Origin of the sequence: Arthrobacter sp. efr-133-R2A-63, assembly GCF_030209795.1 — a bacterium.
GTDB classification, from domain to species: domain Bacteria; phylum Actinomycetota; class Actinomycetes; order Actinomycetales; family Micrococcaceae; genus Arthrobacter; species Arthrobacter bambusae_A.
In genome coordinates this window covers 163,593-180,248 of record NZ_JARVRG010000024.1, presented here as the reverse complement: position 1 = coordinate 180,248, position 16,656 = coordinate 163,593, and the positions used below count along the sequence as shown (strand labels likewise).

The window sequence follows — 16,656 nt, the reverse complement described above, 5'->3', positions numbered from 1 at the left end:
TGCCGGCGGGATGTGTTCCGGGCACGTCCCTGCGAACCGTATGTATTCCGTAAGAAGTCGGGCTGTTCGGTGCACTCCGCGGCGGGCAGCCGACGAACGTGACCCGTGGGCGATATCACGCTTGGGCCGTGGCTGGCGTAGCCTGAACCCATGAGTGTTCAGCTAGGCATGCCGTTGCCCCCCACGGGCGACGGGACGGGAAGCAGCGTGTCTGCACCCCCGGCGCGCCCTGCCGGAACTCCCGCGGGCTTGTTCGACCGATACGGACGCCGGGCCACCGACATGCGTTTGTCCCTGACCGACAAATGCAACCTCCGATGCACGTACTGCATGCCTGCCGAGGGCCTCGAATGGTTGTCCAAACAGGCCGTCATGACCGCCGCCGAGATTGTCCGGCTGGTGCGGATCGGCGTCGAACAACTCGGGGTCCGCGAATTGCGCCTCACAGGAGGCGAGCCCTTGGTACGCGCCGACCTGGTGGATATCATCTCAGCCCTCCGTGCGGCGCACCCCGAGCTGCCGATCTCCATGACCACCAACGGCGTCGGACTCGACAAGAAGGCGCCGGCGCTCAAGGAGGCAGGGCTCTCGCGCATCAACGTGTCCCTCGACTCCCTCCACGAAGAAACCTTCACGAAGCTGACCAGGCGTCCTTTCCTCGACAAGGTGCTGGCCGGCGTCGATGCCGCCTGGGCCGCGGGCCTGGGCCCGGTCAAGATCAACGCCGTCCTCATGCGCGGAATCAACGACGCCGAGTCCCCCGACCTCCTGGCCTGGGCAGTGGAGCGCGGCTATGAACTGCGCTTCATTGAGCAAATGCCGCTGGACGCCGATCACGGTTGGACCCGGCGGGACATGATCACCGCCGCCGAGATCCGTGAACTGCTTTCCCGCGACTTCGTGCTGAGCCCGGACCCGCGCGAACGCGACGGCGCACCTGCGGAACGGTTCGAAGTACGACGGCGGAACCCGGCATCCGCCGACGCCACCGGGCCGCTCCTGGGCACCGTCGGCATCATCGCCTCCGTCACCGAGCCGTTCTGTTCCGATTGCCGGCGCACAAGGATCACCGCCGAAGGTAAGATCATGAGCTGCTTGTTCTCCCGCGAGGAATTCGACCTGTTGGGACTGCTTCGCTCCGGAGCGGATGACGAGGAGCTCGCCCAACGCTGGCAGGACGCCATGTGGATCAAACCCAAGGCGCACGGCATGGACCACACCGGCCTCGGCGCACCCGACTTCGTGCAGCCGGACCGCAGCATGAGCGCCATCGGAGGCTGAGGCTTTGCTCGTACGATACTTCGCTGCCGCGCGCGCCGCGGCAGGCGTCGAAGAGGAACACCACGACCTTCCGGAAGGGACCGGCCTGGACGGGCTGATCGCGGCTGTGCTCGCCGTCGAACGTCCGGAACCACCGGCTGGAACACCGCCCCTGGCCCGGATCATTTCGCGCAGCAGCTTCCTGCGCAACGAGGTAGCAGTTCGCGACCGTTCGGCCGCCCTCGGCGCGGACGACGTCGTCGACGTCCTCCCACCGTTTGCCGGAGGCTGAGCCGGCCACGGCCGAAGGGTGGTTCCCCGGGTCCGAGGAGCCTACGCTATGGCTATCCGCGCAACAGCAAAGGAACAGCCATGTACACCCTCCTGATCGAACACGCTGTGAACGACTTCGGCGCATGGAAGCGGTCATTCGACTCGGATCCGGCAGACCGCGCCGGCTCAGGCGTCGTCTCCTACCGGGTATCCAGGCCCGTCGACGATTCGCAGCGGGTCCTGATCGAGCTTGATTTCGCTGAACGGGAGCAAGCTGAATCAATGCTGAACACCTTGCGGATCAAAGTGTGGACTGGACCGGAACGGCCGGCGTCGCTCGACGGCATGCCGGATGCGCGGATCCTTGAGTCGATGGAGGCCAAGGTCCCCTGAAATGCCGTGCCTTCTGGACGTAGGCCTTAGACGCGCCTGCAGACAGAGATCATGAACGGGCTGAACGTCGGGGCATCCCCGAGCCTCAGTTCCGCGATATGGGTCAGCACGCCGCCGTCCACCGTGAAGGTGTGCCGCGCAGTCCCCCGGGGACTCCGGCGCTCAAGCCGCAGTGTGCCGTCCTGCCAATGCCCGCGGGCCGGGGCTTCCGGTGGCCGGCCCATGCTGTCCACGTAGTACCACATGGTGTCCCCATGATCGGGGTCCACCGTGAAGACACCGTGCCCTTCGAAATGGGTGCCGTCGGGTTCAATGTGCCGGTAGCTTTGCACCAAGGCATACCCTCCTGCCGCACGTGAGAACGTCACCTCGGCGTCGGCGGTCCGGGCAGGTCCCCACGGCGAGGCCGCAAGCTCGGTACTCCCCCGCCAATGCCCCAGGAACGCCTCCAGCGCAGTGTGTGCAGGACTCTTCAAGGGCTCGTTCATGGCGACTCCTGCGCAAGGGGATGGATACGTCACCATCATGTTCCCGATCGAGCAGGCGCGTCCAGCCTCCCCCACCCGGACATGCCCCCTGTTCCAAGCCACGACTGGACATAACAGGACTATGTCCACTCCTTGGCTCCAACGAGGGGCATGTCCCCTGGGAGCGTGCGCGGTGCACCACGGCACATGCCCCCTGTTCCAAGCCACGACTGGACATAACAGGACTATGTCCACTCCTTGGCTCCAACGAGGGGCATGTCCCCTAGGGAGCGTGCACGGTGCACCACGGCACATGCCCCCTGTTCCAATCCAGGAGTGGACATAACAGGACTATGTCCACTCCTTGGCTCCAACGAGGGGCATGTCCCCTGGGAGCGTGCACGGTGCACCACGGCACATGCCCCCTGTTCCAAGCCAGGAGTGGACATAACAGGACTATGTCCACTCCTTGGCTCCAACGAGGGGCATGTCCCTAGGGAGCGTGCGCGGTTTAGATGCCGAACGTCTCGGTTTCCTCGAAGGGCCCGACGACGGTCACGGTGCGGGGGGCTTCGGCGAGCACCCGGGCGAGTTCCTGGACCTGCTCGGCGGTGACGGCCTTGATGCGGTCCAGTGTCTCGTCGATGTCCTGGAATTCGCCGGAGACGAGTTCGGCCCGGCCAAGGCGGGACATCCGGGAACCGGTATCTTCCAGGGCCAGCACGATTCCGCCGCACAATTGCCCTACGGCCTTGCGCAGTTCCTCGTCCGTGATCCCGTCCGCAGCGAGCTTGTCCAGTTCGGCGCCCAGGAGTTCAAGAACCTGCTTGACTTTCGACGGCGTGCAGCCGGCGTACATGCCGAAGTAGCCTGCGTCCGCATAGGCGGACGCAAAGGAATACGTGGAATAGACGAGGCCGCGCTTTTCGCGGATCTCCTGGAAGAGGCGCGAGGACATGCCGCCGCCCAGGACCGCGTTCAGGACGCTCATCACGAAGCGGCGATCGTCGGTGGCCACGATCGAGGGGCAGCCCATGATGATGTTGGCCTGCTCCACGGGACGCTTGATGACATGCAGCCCTGCCGTACCCGTGATGTCCGCCCGCTCGGTGGAGCGGCGCTCAACTGGGGCAACGGTGTCCTTCAGCTCCCACCCGGCCGTCCGCAAGGCATCGAGCACGAGGCGGCATACGACGTCGTGGTCCAGGCCCCCTGCGGCGGTGATGACGATTTCGTCCGGCCGGTAGTAGCGCTGGTAGTGTGCCCACACGGAATCGCGGGACACGGCCTTGATAGCGGCGGGAGTGCCCCCGATCGGGCGACCCAGCGGGTGCACACCAAGTACGGCGGCCACGAAGTTTTCGTGTGCGACGTCGGTGGGGTCATCGCTGTCCATGGCGATTTCCTCTAGGATCACGTCGCGTTCCTGTTCAAGTTCCGCAGGATCCAGCACGGCGCCGGTGATCATGTCGGCGATGACGTCGATGGCCATGGGAAGGTCCGTGTCCAGCACCCGGGCGAAGTAGCACGTGCTTTCCTTCGCCGTGGCGGCATTCGATTCACCCCCGACCTCGTCGAACGCGGAGGCGATCTCCAGGGCTGTGCGCTTCTTGGTGCCTTTGAACAGGAGGTGTTCAAGGAAGTGGGTGGAGCCGTGCTGCCCGTCTGCCTCGTCCCGGGAGCCGACTCCCACCCAGAATCCGATGGTTGCCGAACGCTGCCCGGGCATCGCTTCGGTGAGCACCCGGACACCTCCCGGAAGCACTGAACGCCGGACTACGGAGCCGCCTTCGACACCATGGATCAATTCGCCGCCGGGCACGGTCTGCGCCAATGGGAGGGGTACGACAGTCATCAAGACCTTTCAGTTCTGCGGGAAATCATGGGTGCCAAATCTGGCTGCAATCGTACCAGCGGGCGGATCGCCCCCGGGACGGGAATTCATTGTTAAACCGGGCAGGACCGGTGGACATGTCCACCGGTCCTGCCGCGTGTTTGCCGGTTCAGGCTACTCGGCGGAAACTTCAGCCTCTTCGGCGGAAGCTTCTTCCGAGGCGGCGCCTTCTTCCTCGGCCACAACCGGGGAGAGGGAGAGCTTGCCGCGGTCGTCGATCTTGGTGATCTCGACCTGGATCTTCTGGCCTACGGAGACGACGTCGTCGACGTTGTCCACGCGCTTGCCGCTGGCGAGCTTGCGCAGCTCGGAGATGTGCAGCAGGCCGTCCTTGCCCGGGGTCAGGGAAACGAACGCACCGAAGGTGGTGGTCTTGACGACCGTGCCCAGGTAACGCTCACCGATTTCCGGGATCTGCGGGTTGGCGATGGCGTTGATCGCGGCGCGTGCTGCTTCTGCAGACGGACCGTTGGTAGCGCCGATGTAGACGGTGCCGTCGTCCTCGATGGAGATGTCGGCGCCGGTGTCTTCCTGGATCTGGTTGATCATCTTGCCCTTGGGGCCGATGACCTCGCCGATCTTGTCAACGGGGATGTTGACGGCGATCACGCGCGGTGCGAACTCGGAGAGCTCGTCCGGAGTGTCGATCGCGGCGTTGATGACGTCCAGGATGTGCAGGCGGGCTTCGCGGGCCTGCTTCAGGGCTGCGGCGAGGACCGATGCGGGGATGCCGTCGAGCTTGGTGTCCAGCTGGATGGCCGTGACGAACTCGGAGGTACCCGCAACCTTGAAGTCCATGTCGCCGAAAGCGTCTTCGGCGCCGAGGATGTCGGTCAGGGCAGCGTAGCGGGTCTGGCCGTCAACCTGGTCGGAAACCAGGCCCATGGCGATACCGGCAACGGCGGCCTTCAGCGGCACGCCTGCGTTGAGCAGGGACAGCGTGGAGGCACAGACGGAACCCATCGACGTCGAACCGTTGGAACCGAGGGCCTCGGACACCTGGCGGATGGCGTACGGGAATTCCTCGCGGGACGGCAGGACCGGAACCAGGGCGCGCTCGGCGAGTGCACCGTGGCCGATTTCGCGGCGCTTCGGGGAGCCGACGCGGCCGGTTTCACCGGTGGAGTACGGCGGGAAGTTGTAGTTGTGCATGTAGCGCTTGCGCGTGACGGGAGACAGCGAGTCGATCTGCTGTTCCATCTTGAGCATGTTCAGCGTGGTGACACCCATGATCTGGGTCTCGCCGCGCTCGAAGATGGCGGAACCGTGAACGCGGGGCAGGACCTCTACCTCGGCGGTCAGCTGGCGGATGTCCGTCAGGCCACGGCCGTCGATCCGGATCTGGTCCTTGAGGATGCGCTGGCGGACAACCTGCTTGGTCAAGGAGCGGAAGGCTGCGGAAAGTTCCTTCTCGCGGCCGTCGAACTCGCCGGCGAGGGCGCCAAGGACTTCGTCCTTGAGTTCGTCGGAGGCGTTGTCGCGGTCCTGCTTGTCGGCGATCTGGAAAACAGAAGCGAGCTTCTCGGCAGCGGCGGCTTCAACAGCGGCGTAGACGTCGTCCTGGTAGTCCAGGAAGACCGGGAATTCAACGGTCGGCTTGGCGGCGCGGGCGGCCAGGTCAGCCTGGGCCTCGCAGAGTGCCTTGATGAACGGCTTGGCGGCCTCGAGGCCTTCGGAAACGACCTCTTCGGTGGGAGCGGTGGCGCCCTGTTCCTTGATGAGGTTCCAGGAGTTGTCCGTGGCTTCGGCCTCAACCATCATGATGGCGACGTCGTCGCCCGCGATGCGGCCGGCAACAACCATGTTGAAGACGGCGTTCTCAAGCTGGGAGTGCTTCGGGAAGGCAACCCACTCGGTGCCCTGTTCGTCGGCGATGAGGGCAACGCGGACGCCGCCGATCGGGCCGGAGAACGGGAGGCCGGAGAGCTGGGTGGACATGGACGAGGCGTTGATGGCCACGACGTCGTAGAGCTCGTCCGGGTTGATCGCCAGGACGGTGACGACGATCTGGACCTCGTTGCGCAGGCCCTTGACGAACGCGGGGCGCAGCGGGCGGTCCATGAGGCGGCAGGCCAGGATGGCTTCGGTGGACGGGCGGCCTTCGCGGCGGAAGAACGAGCCCGGGATGCGGCCGGCTGCGTACATGCGCTCTTCGACGTCGACAGTCAGCGGGAAGAAGTCGAAGCCTTCACGCGGGGACTTGCCTGCGGTGGTTGCGGACAGCAGCGCAGTGTCTTCGTCGATGTAGACCATCGCGGCGCCGGCTGCCTGCTTGGCGAGGCGGCCGGTTTCGAAGCGGATTACACGCTTGCCGAAGCGGCCGTTGTCGATGATGGCTTCTGAGAACTGGATTTCGGGACCCTCCATTGAGAGTCACCTCCGTTTCTTGTTTAGCGGAAGTCCTCCCGCATCGACCCAGGCCAGCGTCTTTTCCTGGCCTGTACGACACCCGGTCATCGATCGAGACCCACGGGCTGCGCCTTCATTATGGAAAGCTTTCCCGGGGATCACTACCGAAGACCGCGAATGCGCGATGCGGTTGAACTCCTGTTAAGTGTTGGATTTAGTTATGGAGAAAAGGCGGCCCGTTCCGCGGAGGATCGGGCCGCCCGAAGTCAAACTAGCGGCGCAGGCCGAGACGCTCGATGAGCGCACGGTAGCGGGCAATGTCAGTCTTCTTGAGGTAGCCCAGCATGCGCTTGCGACGACCAACCATGGCCAGCAGACCGCGCTGGGTGTGGAAGTCGTGCTTGTGCTCCTTCATGTGCTCAGTCAGATCCTTGATCCGCTGAGTCAGGACTGCAATCTGAACCTCCGGCGAACCAGTGTCGCCCTTGGACGTTGCGTATGCCTCGATGATGGACTGCTTAACAGCGGCTTCAAGTGCCACGTGAACTCCTAGAGTTGTGCCGTGCGTCCCGATTCAGCGCCTCGCTGCCGGGTTGTGATGTGCCAATGACCGCACACAAAACAGGTCCAGCCGCCACGGACTGCAGCCGGATCCATCTCTCAGTTTACCGGCAGCCCGGCAATGTTGTCGAAAGCTGCCGTGTGAGCCTCATCAAAGCCAGGGTCCGCTCACTGGCCGATCTCGGTCCGGACGGCGAAAAGCTCCGGGAAGAACGTCAAATCAAGCGCCTTCTTCAGGAAGGAAACACCGCTCGAGCCTCCGGTTCCGGTCTTCATGCCGATGGTCCGCTGCACCGTGCGGAGGTGCCGGAAGCGCCACAGTTGGAAGTTGTCTTCCAGGTCCACCAGTTCCTCACACGCTTCGTACGCCGCCCAATTGTCCGCGGCATGTTCGTAGATGTGCTTGAAAAGGGGCAAGAGCTCCGGGGCGAACTCGTGGGCCAGGGTGACGTCCCGGTCCAGGACGGACCGCGGAACGTCGTAGCCGTGCCGGTCCAGGTAGGCCAGGAACTCGTCGTAGATGCTCGGAGCGTGCAGGAGCTCCTCCAGCACGGTCCTGGACTCCGGATCCGAGTCGAACACCGGCAATATCTTGGCGTTCTTATTGCCGAGGATGAACTCGACGGCGCGGTACTGGCTCGACTGGAAGCCGGACGCATTGCCCAGGAAGCCCCGGAACTGGGAGTACTCGGTGGGTGTGAGCGTCGCGAGCACAGACCATTGCTCGGTGAGTGTCTTCTGGATGTGCTTGACCCGTGCGATGGCCTTGAGTGCGGAGCCGAGGTCGTCCTGGCGGAGCCAGGCGGCCGCGCTGCGGAGCTCGTGCAGGACCAGCTTCAGCCAGAGCTCGGTGGTCTGGTGCTGGATGATGAACAGGAGCTCGTCATGGTGTTCCGGTTGGCTGACGGGTTGCTGGGCGCTGAGCAGCAAGGGCAGCTGCAGGTAGGAGCCGTAGCTCATGCGTGAGCTGAAATCCCTGACGATGCCTTCGTCGAGAGGCCGGGTGTTCTTCTCAACGCTCACGGCGCGGGGCTACTTGCTCAGCAAAAGGTCGTGGGCCTGCACGACGTCCAGGCGCATCTGCTCTACCAGGGCCTCGGGTCCGCGGTAGGCCACCATGCCCCGCAGCCTGGCCGTGAATTCCACCACGACGGTTTGGCCGTAGAGGTTGAAGTCCTCCACGGCTTCCTCCGGGCGGTCGATCACGTGGGCTTCCACTTGGCGGCTCACGCCGTCGAACGTGGGATTGGAACCGACCGAAATCGCGGCGGGCCAGCGGGTTCCGGATTCGTCCACGAGCCAGCCGGCGTAGATTCCGTCCGCAGGGACGTAGCCCGTGGAACCGTGGTCCAGGTTCGCCGTGGGAAAGCCCAAGGCACGTCCGCGCGCCGCACCGTGGACCACTTCGCCGCGCATCCTGTGCGGGCGGCCGAGGACGGCGGCCGCGGTCTCGACGTCGCCTTCGGCAAGGGCCTCGCGCACCCAGGTGGAGGAACAGCGGCGGTCCGTGCCGCCGTCGTCGTGCACTGGAAAGCCCTCCGCGCCGAACTCATTGACGACGTGGACGCCGAACCCCAGTTCCTTGCCCAGTTCCTGCATCGTGCCGACGTCGCCGGAATTTCCCACACCGAAACGGAGGTCATGGCCCACCACAACGTGAGCCGCGTGAAGCCCCTCCAGCAGGACGTTGACGACGAATTCCTCCGGAGTCATGGCCGCCAGGGTGAGGTTGTATTTCATGACGAGGACAGCGTCCACGCCCGTGTCGGCCAGGGCATCGAGCTTGTCCTGCAGCCCCATCAGGAGCTCCGGTGCGGAGTCCGGCCGGTGGACCAGCGCCGGGTGGGGATCGAACGTCACGACGACGGACCGCGCGCCGTGCTGCTCCGCGGTGCGCAACAGTTGGGTCAGCACCTGCTGGTGTCCGCGATGGACACCGTCGAAGTTGCCGATGGTCACGACGCTGGGACCGAAATCCTCGGGGACCTCGGTGGGATCGTTCCAGATGTGGACCATCAACCTCGCCTTTTACTGCTGGTATTCGCTATGCCCGGCGCCTCGTCCGGCGCCGGAATTCTCTAAGGTTACCCGCTATCCCGCGGCTGGCATGCGCGGGCTGCGGAGCCTCGATTCCTACTGCGGGAGCGGTGCCGGGCGGCGGCGGTAGAGCCACAGCAGGCCCAGGACCGGCAGGATCAACGGCACAAAGCCGTATCCACGTCCGAACAGCGACCACACGGTGTCATGCGGGAAGGCCACAGGATCGAAAAGGCTGATGGCACCAACCACCACCACCCCGAGCATCTCCACGAGGACGGCTGCCAGCGACACCTTGAACCACGCGCGGCCCGGCTTCGCGAGGGACACCGTGGCCACGATGTATACCACTGCGGCGAAGGCCGAGAGGATGTGGGCCAAGGGAGCGTCCGAGAACTTGGTCAAGATCTGATAGCCTGCGCGGGCCGTGGCCGAGATCGCGAAAACCGCGTAGACCGCGATCAGCAGCCTCCCGGGCCCGGTGTTGCGGGTGTCCCGGTTCTTCTTCTCGGTGCTTTCAACAGTCACTTCGTGTGCTTCTTCCAATGTCAGTACCAAATCTGGTTCATGCGGGCCGCCATGACCAATGCGGTGACGCCCACGGCGCCCATGACGAAATTGCTCCAACGGGTCCGTTCCAGGATGGACCAGTACACCGCGACGACAGGGAGTATGAGTGCCGTGACGATGTAGCCCCAGAATTCCCAGGGCTCCCCTGCAATCTTTTCACCCGTCGCCACACGGATGATCGATCCCACCAGATAGACCAGCAGGACGAGTTCGACGGCGGCGACGGACAGTATGGTGACGTCGTTGGGGGCCTTCTTCATGATGCCCGCCACGACGCAAATGATGGAGGACAGCAAGCCCACTATCAGGACGGCGTAGAAATATCCGTCCATGGCTAATGCACCTGCTTTTCGTTGTCGGGGGCGAACACGAGGACGGGTTTGGCGAAACTCCCGGCATCGGCCAACAACGCCACCAGCTCGCCGGACGGCGAGAACGCGGCAGCCGGGTTTTCGGTGGTGGCCGCATCGGCGGTGCCTGCAGCAGGTCCCGCGGCGATCCTGCGGCCAAAGGAGATCTCGGTGGTTTCGGCCTCGCTCAGCTCCCGGTTGGGCATGAGGGCGCGGGCGGCGGCGGACATGTCGAGGACGTCCAGTTCCTCGGCAAGCTGTTCGAGGGTCCGGGCCTGCTCCAGGGAATACGGTCCCACATGCGTCCGGCGAAGCGCTGTGAGATGGCCCCCGACGCCGAGAGCCTCGCCCAGGTCGCGGGCCAGGGCTCGGATGTACGTGCCCGAGGAGCACTCGACGGTCCCATCGATGTCCACCAACCTGCCGTCGTCGACCCTCCGGATGGCGTGGATCTCGAAACGGTGGATGGTCACGGGCCGGGCGGCGAGCTTGACCTCTTGCCCGGAACGGACACGCGCGTAGGACCGTTCGCCATTGACCTTGATGGCGCTGACGCTGCTGGGAACCTGCTGGATCTCGCCGCTGAGCTGCGCGACGCCGGCACGGATGGCGTTCTCGGTGACTCCGGCGGCGCTGCGGCTTTCGGTGATGTCGCCTTCGGCATCGTCCGTGATGGTTGATTCGCCGAGCCGGATGGTGGCGGAGTACGTCTTGGAGGTGCCCACGATGTACGTCAGCAGCCGTGTCGCCTTGTTGATACCAAGCACAAGCACCCCGGTGGCCATGGGGTCCAGGGTCCCCGCATGGCCCACTTTCCGGGTACCGGCCAGTCGCCGCATCCGTCCAACCACATCGTGGCTGGTCCATCCTTGCGGCTTGTCAACGATTACCAGTCCAGAAAGCACGCCTCCCAGTATATCCGCGCCGGAGCATGCATCCCGCGGCGCGCAGCTTCCGTGAACGGCCCGGGACCGCGGCTAAGATGGCTCCCATGCCTGAGCTTGCCGCACACGTCCGCGAAGTGCCCGTGAACCAGATCCGCGAAATCACCGAGGCCGCGTGGAGCACTCCCGGGGCGATTGTCCTCAGCATCGGCGAGCCCGGCTTCGCGCTGCCCCGGCACATCCTGGACGCGGGGATCGCGTGCCTGGACAGGGACGAGACCAATTACACCCCCAATGCCGGGATCCCGGCCTTGCGTGAGGCGTTTGCCGCCCGCTTCCGTGCCCACAACAAGGTGGACGTTGGGGCGGAGCGCGTGTACGTCGTGGACGGAGCCCAGCAGGGACTGCACTTCGCCATGAGCCTGCTCCTCTCCCCCGGCGACGAGATCCTGATTCCCAATCCGGGCTATCCCACCTTTGCCATGACGAGCCATTTGCTGCACGCCGTCGCGGTGCAGTATCCGCTCTACCCCGAGCACGAGTTCCAGCCCCGCATCGAGGACATCGAGGCACTCATCACGCCGCGCACCAAGGTTTTGGTCCTGAATTCGCCGTCCAACCCCCTGGGCGCGGTGATCTGCGAGGAAACGACGCGCCAGCTCGTGGAATTGGCCGTCAAGCACAATCTGTGGATCATTTCGGACGAATGCTACGAAGCCTTCACCTTCGATGTTCAACACACGAGTGCTGCCCGCTTCGACAGCGCTGTTCCCGGCGAGGCCCGCGTCTTCACCTCCTTGACCTTGTCCAAAACGTACGGGCTGACCGGGCTGCGGATCGGTGCGCTCATTTGCCCGCCGGGCCTGGAACGGAAGATGAACAACGTCATGGAAGCGATCGTTTCCTGCGTGGCTTCGCCCTCCCAGTACGCCGCCGTCGCGGCGCTGACCGGCCCGCAGGACTATGTGGACACCGCCCGGGAGCATTACCGTTCCAACCGCGACGCCGCCTCGGCGCTGCTAGCGGACAAGGGCATTCCCTACTTGGGCGCCCAGGGCGCTTTCTATCTCTGGGCGGACGTCTCCCATGTGAGCGGCGGAAACGTGCGTGCGTGGGTGCGCCAATTCCTGGCGGAGGCCGGAGTGGCCGTGGCGCCGGGCACCGCGTTCGGTTCCATCGGCGAGGGGTGGATCAGGATCGCTTTGTGCGGAGACCACCAGCAGCTGCTCGACGGCGTCGGTCGGCTTCCGGCACGGTCCTGAACCTCAGTATTTGGTCCGGTTCTTGTGCCCGCGCCAGGCGTCGAAAGGAGCGTCGGAGGCAGGGACCTCCTGATGTTGGACGGGCAGCAGTTCAGGCCTGTTGCCGTCGAAGTATTCGTAGAACACCGCATCGTCGAAGCCTGCGGCCGCGGCCCCGTGCCGGTCCGCGGCAAAGTAGACGCGGCTGACCCTGCCCCAGAGTGCGGCCGAGAGGCACAAAGGGCACGGTTCGCAGCTTGAGTAGAGCACCGAGCCGCTGAGGTCGAAGCTTCCCAGTTCGGACGCGGCCCGCCGGATGGCCACCACTTCGGCGTGCGCTGTGGGGTCGTTGTCGCGGGTGACCCGGTTGACGCCGTCATGGATCCGTCCGTCCGGGGTGACCACGACGGCACCGAAAGGGCCGCCGCCGTCGGCCACGTTTTGCACCGCGAGCCGCACGGCGTGCTCAAGGTAGCCTTCTGGACTCTGAGCTGCATCGTGCGCCGCCATGCTCCGATCTTAGCGACGACCCGTCATTTTGGCCCGGTTTTTCACGGTTAAACAAGCAGGGCCGGATCCGGCAGCTCGTGAGAGTTGCGGATCCGGCCCTGCCCGGGAAGCGCTGGGCTACTTGCCGCCGTCTTCGTCGATGTCTTCATCGGCTCGGAGGCCGATGTCTTCTTCGTCAAAATCGTCTTCGTCGATGTCCGCATCCTGCGGGGCATCGCTCTTGTACGGGTCAGCATCGCCTGCGTGCTTGGCGCCGGCGGCCAGCGCGGCCACCTCGGCGTCGCGCTGCTTGGCGGTGCGCAGCAGCTCCTCAAGGTTCGAGGCGTTGACCGGAATGAGGTCGGCAACGAATTCCAAGGTGGGAGTCAGCCGCACGGTGATGTTGCGGCCCACTTCCTGGCGCAAAACACCCTTGGCCTTCTCAAGGGCCCTGGCAGCATCGGCCTGGGCAACTTCGTCACCGAAGACGGTGTAGTACACGGTGGCGTGCTGAAGATCATTGGTGACGCGGGCATCGGTGATAGTGATTCCCTCAACCCGAGGATCCTTGATCCTCCGGCCCAGTGCCTCAGCAACAACAACCTTAATCCGCTGCGCCAACTTGGCAGCGCGTGCCGGATCAGCCATTTCAACTCCTAAATTTTGCGTACGACGGCGCGTTAGCAACTTGCGTACTTAAGTTCTCAGTGCGCGACGCGCCTAGTGCGAGTCTACGACCGGCCGCCGAGTTCCTCGGAGGCCGTTGGAGCCGATACGGGGGCCCGGGAGTGGCATCGGGCCTGCCGGAGCTGGGTGGCTGACGTCGCAAGACGTCAGCCACCCAGCGTAGGGGCGGGGCCCCCATATCGGCGGAAAGGGCCGGGGCCGCCGGAAGAATCCAACGGCCCCGCCCTCTATTTTTCGACTTTAGACGCGCGGCTTTTCGCGCATCTCGAAGGTCTCGATGATGTCACCTTCGTTGATGTCGTTGTACGAGCCAAGACCGATACCACACTCGAAGTCCGTACGGACCTCGGTGGCGTCGTCCTTGAAGCGTTTGAGCGTCTCAACGGTGAGGTTGTCGCCGATGACCTTGCCATCGCGGCTGACGCGTGCCTTCGTGTTACGGCGGATGATGCCCGAGCGCACGATGGAACCGGCGATGTTTCCGAACTTGGAAGAACGGAAGACTTCGCGGACCTCGGCGGTACCGAGCTGGACTTCCTCGTACTCCGGCTTGAGCATGCCCTTGAGGGCCAGCTCGATGTCATCGATTGCCGAGTAGATGACGGAGTAGAAGCGCATGTCCACGCCTTCACGATCGGCCAGTTCAGCCACCCGCTCGGCGGGCTTGACGTTGAAGCCGATGATGATGGCGTTGTCCACCGTGGCGAGGTTGACGTCGTTCTGCGTGATGGCACCCACACCGCGGTGGATGACGCGCAGTTGAACGTCTTCGTCGCCGACGTCGATCTTGAGCAGGGCGTCTTCGAGGGCTTCGACCGCACCGGAAACGTCACCCTTGAGGATGAGGTTGAGGGTGTCGATCTTGCCTTCGGCCACAGCCTTGTCGAAGTCCTCGAGGCTGATGCGCTTGCGGCGCTTGGCCAGTGCCGCGTTGCGGTCGGCTGCCTCGCGCTTTTCAGCGATCTGGCGGGCCGTACGCTCGTCGGAGGTCACCAGGAAGGTGTCGCCTGCACGCGGTACGTTGGACAGGCCCAGGACCTGGACCGGACGGGACGGAAGCGCGACGTCGAGGGCGTTGCCGTCTTCGTCGAACATGGCACGGACGCGGCCGTGGGCCGTACCGGCCACGATCGTGTCACCGACGGCCAGGGTACCGGACTGGACCAGGACGGTGGCCACGGAACCGCGGCCCTTGTCCAGGTTCGCTTCGATGGCAATGCCTCGAGCGTCCTTGTCCGGGTTGGCGCGCAGGTCCAAAGCGGCGTCTGCGGTCAGCAGGACGGCGTCGATCAGTTCGTCGATGTTGATGTTCTGGCGGGCAGAAACCTCAACGAACATGGTGTCGCCACCGTATTCCTCGGGAACCAGGCCGTACTCGGTGAGCTGGCCCTTGACCTTGTCCGGGTTCGCGCCATCCTTGTCGATCTTGTTGACCGCGACGACGATCGGCACGTTGGCCGCTTGTGCGTGGTTGAGTGCTTCCACCGTCTGCGGCATGACGCCGTCGTCGGCTGCGACAACCAGGATGGCGATGTCGGTGACCTTGGCACCACGTGCACGCATGGCGGTGAACGCCTCGTGACCGGGGGTGTCAATGAAGGTGATGTCGCGCGGAGTGCCTTCGTGGACGTGGCTGATCTGGTAGGCACCGATGTGCTGCGTGATGCCGCCGTGTTCGCCGGCAACCACGTTGGTCTTCCGGATGGCGTCGAGCAGTCGGGTCTTACCGTGGTCAACGTGACCCATGACGGTGACAACCGGGGGACGCGGTTCGAGGACGTCGTCGCCTTCGGCTTCCAGTTCGGCATCGAGATCGATGTCGAAGGAGTCGAGGAGCTCGCGCTCTTCGTCTTCCGGAGAGACGACCTGTACCTTGTAGCCAAGTTCGGCGCCGAGCAGGCCGAAGGTGTCTTCGTCCAGCGACTGGGTAGCCGTTGCCATCTCACCAAGGTGGAACAGCACGGTCACCAGTGCGGCGGGGTTTGCCTCGATCTTGTCGGCGAAGTCCGTGATGGACGAGCCTCGACGGAGGCGGACCACGGTGCTGCCGTCGCCGCGGGGTACGGATACGCCACCCAGCGACGGAGCACTCATCTGCTCCAGTTCCTGACGCTTTGCACGCTTCGACTTGCGCTGCTTGCCGCGTCCTGCGCCACCCTTGCCGAAGGCACCTTGGGTACCGCCGCGTCCGCGGCCGCCCTTGCCGAAGCCACCGCCGGCGGGAGCTCCGCCACCGGTGCCTGCGCCAGGAGCGCCGCCCGGACGGCCGGGGCCGCCACCGGGACGGCCAGCGCCACCCGGGCGGCCTGCGCCACCGGGCGCGGGACGCTCGGTGCGGTTGGGCATCATGCCCGGGCTGGGACGGTTTCCTGCGGGGCCGCCCGCGGGACGCGGAGCGCCCGGACGGGGAGCGCCGGGGCGCGGAGCACCCGGACGCGGACCACCGGAACCGGCTGCGGGGCGGGGACCGCCTGCGCCGGCCGCGGGACGCGGACCGCCGGGACGTTCGCCGTCAGTGCGGCCACCGGAACGCGGCATGCCCTGCGAAGTTGCGAAGGGGTTGTTGCCCGGACGGGGAGGACGCTCGCCGTCGCCACGGCCGCGGGGCATGCCCTGCGAGGTCGCGAACGGGTTGTTGCCCGGACGGGGGCCACCGGGCCGCGGAGCCTGGCTGCCCGGACGTGCCGGGGCAGGGGCTTCGGCCTTGGGGGCCGGACGGGCACCCGGCTTGGCGGAAACAGGGCTTGCCGTAGCTGCGGGAGCCGCGGGCGCTGCCGGGGCGGGGGTTTCAGCCTTGGGGGCGGGAACCGGAGCCTTGGGCGCAGCGGGGCCCGGAGCCGGGCGGGACGCTGCGGGTGCAGCAGGCGCAGCGGGTGCTGCAACGCGAGGTGCTGCCGGGGCAGCCGCCTTTGCAGCGCTGGCGCCGGGGTAGGCGTCGCGAAGCTTCTTCACGACCGGTGCCTCGATTGTCGACGAGGCGGAGCGAACGAATTCGCCCAATTCCTGCAGTTTCGTCACTGCATCTTTGGAAGTAATACCGAGCTCTTTGGCGAGCTCATGTACGCGGACCTTGGCCACATTTCTCCTGTCTCGGTCCGCACCGAGCCAGGCACGAACCGTCTAATTCTTACTGCGGGCCCCTGCCACGAACGCGGCGGATAGGCCCTGTGCAGAGCGCAACAAAATTGTCATCGTTGCGCA

16 protein-coding genes are annotated in these 16,656 nt (G+C 65.1%); 4 read left to right on the top strand and 12 right to left on the bottom strand.

Annotation, left to right across the window (positions count from 1 at the left end):
- Positions 1–150 precede the first annotated feature (150 nt).
- From moaA to QRN45_RS13490, 3 genes are all read left to right on the top strand, one after another.
- Positions 151–1,281: a GTP 3',8-cyclase MoaA gene (moaA, locus tag QRN45_RS13500; RefSeq protein WP_284763689.1), complete on the top strand. Its 1,131-nt coding sequence runs from the start codon at positions 151–153 to the stop codon at positions 1,279–1,281.
- Positions 1,282–1,285: 4 nt separating this feature from the next.
- The gene (locus tag QRN45_RS13495; protein WP_234753108.1) at positions 1,286–1,552 is read left to right on the top strand and encodes a MoaD/ThiS family protein; all 267 of its coding nucleotides are present in this window, start codon (positions 1,286–1,288) and stop codon (positions 1,550–1,552) included.
- 80 nt (positions 1,553–1,632) lie between these two features.
- Entirely contained in the window at positions 1,633–1,926 is a 294-nt protein-coding gene (locus QRN45_RS13490) for a hypothetical protein (protein WP_284763686.1), read from the top strand.
- 26 nt (positions 1,927–1,952) lie between these two features.
- Here QRN45_RS13490 and QRN45_RS13485 read toward each other — a convergent pair whose 3' ends face one another.
- The 9 genes from QRN45_RS13485 to truB form a co-directional block, all read right to left on the bottom strand.
- Positions 1,953–2,414 (bottom strand): DUF1579 family protein, encoded by a 462-nt coding sequence (locus QRN45_RS13485; protein WP_241708790.1) that lies wholly within the window; start codon positions 2,412–2,414, stop codon positions 1,953–1,955.
- A 490-nt stretch (positions 2,415–2,904) separates the two neighbouring features.
- The gene (locus QRN45_RS13480; RefSeq protein WP_078105689.1) at positions 2,905–4,248 is read right to left on the bottom strand and encodes a M16 family metallopeptidase; all 1,344 of its coding nucleotides are present in this window, start codon (positions 4,246–4,248) and stop codon (positions 2,905–2,907) included.
- A 153-nt stretch (positions 4,249–4,401) separates the two neighbouring features.
- Positions 4,402–6,654 carry a polyribonucleotide nucleotidyltransferase gene (locus QRN45_RS13475; protein WP_284763685.1) on the bottom strand — a complete coding sequence of 751 codons (2,253 nt, stop codon included), beginning with the start codon at positions 6,652–6,654 and terminating at the stop codon, positions 4,402–4,404.
- Between the two features lie 253 nt (positions 6,655–6,907).
- Positions 6,908–7,177: a 30S ribosomal protein S15 gene (rpsO, locus tag QRN45_RS13470; protein WP_028266602.1), complete on the bottom strand. Its 270-nt coding sequence runs from the start codon at positions 7,175–7,177 to the stop codon at positions 6,908–6,910.
- Positions 7,178–7,365: 188 nt separating this feature from the next.
- Positions 7,366–8,220 carry a tryptophan 2,3-dioxygenase gene (gene kynA, locus QRN45_RS13465; protein ID WP_284763684.1) on the bottom strand — a complete coding sequence of 285 codons (855 nt, stop codon included), beginning with the start codon at positions 8,218–8,220 and terminating at the stop codon, positions 7,366–7,368.
- Between the two features lie 9 nt (positions 8,221–8,229).
- Positions 8,230–9,213 (bottom strand): bifunctional riboflavin kinase/FAD synthetase, encoded by a 984-nt coding sequence (locus QRN45_RS13460; RefSeq protein WP_264637656.1) that lies wholly within the window; start codon positions 9,211–9,213, stop codon positions 8,230–8,232.
- Positions 9,214–9,330: 117 nt separating this feature from the next.
- The gene (locus QRN45_RS13455; RefSeq protein ID WP_078105693.1) at positions 9,331–9,780 is read right to left on the bottom strand and encodes a hypothetical protein; all 450 of its coding nucleotides are present in this window, start codon (positions 9,778–9,780) and stop codon (positions 9,331–9,333) included.
- Positions 9,781–9,782: 2 nt separating this feature from the next.
- Positions 9,783–10,136: a hypothetical protein gene (locus tag QRN45_RS13450; RefSeq protein WP_078105694.1), complete on the bottom strand. Its 354-nt coding sequence runs from the start codon at positions 10,134–10,136 to the stop codon at positions 9,783–9,785.
- Between the two features lie 2 nt (positions 10,137–10,138).
- Complete coding sequence (truB, locus tag QRN45_RS13445) at positions 10,139–11,059, bottom strand: tRNA pseudouridine(55) synthase TruB (protein ID WP_284763683.1); 921 nt, start codon at positions 11,057–11,059, stop codon at positions 10,139–10,141.
- 86 nt (positions 11,060–11,145) lie between these two features.
- Here truB and QRN45_RS13440 point away from each other — a divergent pair, with 86 nt between their 5' ends.
- Positions 11,146–12,300, top strand: coding sequence for a pyridoxal phosphate-dependent aminotransferase (locus tag QRN45_RS13440; protein WP_284763682.1), 1,155 nt, complete (start codon positions 11,146–11,148; stop codon positions 12,298–12,300).
- 3 nt (positions 12,301–12,303) lie between these two features.
- On the opposite strand, the gene QRN45_RS13435 is transcribed toward QRN45_RS13440, so the two are convergent.
- The 3 genes from QRN45_RS13435 to infB all read right to left on the bottom strand — a co-directional run bounded on the left by QRN45_RS13435 (position 12,304) and on the right by infB (position 16,533).
- Positions 12,304–12,789: a nucleoside deaminase gene (locus QRN45_RS13435; protein WP_241708776.1), complete on the bottom strand. Its 486-nt coding sequence runs from the start codon at positions 12,787–12,789 to the stop codon at positions 12,304–12,306.
- Between the two features lie 117 nt (positions 12,790–12,906).
- Positions 12,907–13,416, bottom strand: a complete 510-nt coding sequence (rbfA, locus tag QRN45_RS13430; RefSeq protein ID WP_284763681.1) for a 30S ribosome-binding factor RbfA — start codon at positions 13,414–13,416, stop codon at positions 12,907–12,909.
- Between the two features lie 279 nt (positions 13,417–13,695).
- A complete protein-coding gene (gene infB / locus QRN45_RS13425) occupies positions 13,696–16,533 on the bottom strand; it encodes a translation initiation factor IF-2 (protein WP_078105699.1) in 2,838 nt (945 codons plus the stop codon).
- Positions 16,534–16,656 lie beyond the last annotated feature (123 nt).

Bases quoted from the DNA above. Each gene is read 5' to 3' on its own strand.
- moaA (WP_284763689.1), top strand. From the start codon at position 151: ATGAGTGTTCAGCTAGGCATGCCGTTGCCCCCCACGGGCGACGGGACG.
- QRN45_RS13490 (WP_284763686.1), top strand. From the start codon at position 1,633: ATGTACACCCTCCTGATCGAACACGCTGTGAACGACTTCGGCGCATGG.
- QRN45_RS13485 (WP_241708790.1), bottom strand. From the start codon at position 2,414: ATGAACGAGCCCTTGAAGAGTCCTGCACACACTGCGCTGGAGGCGTTC.
- QRN45_RS13480 (WP_078105689.1), bottom strand. From the start codon at position 4,248: ATGACTGTCGTACCCCTCCCATTGGCGCAGACCGTGCCCGGCGGCGAA.
- QRN45_RS13475 (WP_284763685.1), bottom strand. From the start codon at position 6,654: ATGGAGGGTCCCGAAATCCAGTTCTCAGAAGCCATCATCGACAACGGC.
- QRN45_RS13460 (WP_264637656.1), bottom strand. From the start codon at position 9,213: ATGGTCCACATCTGGAACGATCCCACCGAGGTCCCCGAGGATTTCGGT.
- QRN45_RS13450 (WP_078105694.1), bottom strand. From the start codon at position 10,136: ATGGACGGATATTTCTACGCCGTCCTGATAGTGGGCTTGCTGTCCTCC.
- QRN45_RS13440 (WP_284763682.1), top strand. From the start codon at position 11,146: ATGCCTGAGCTTGCCGCACACGTCCGCGAAGTGCCCGTGAACCAGATC.
- QRN45_RS13435 (WP_241708776.1), bottom strand. From the start codon at position 12,789: ATGGCGGCGCACGATGCAGCTCAGAGTCCAGAAGGCTACCTTGAGCAC.
- rbfA (WP_284763681.1), bottom strand. From the start codon at position 13,416: ATGGCTGATCCGGCACGCGCTGCCAAGTTGGCGCAGCGGATTAAGGTT.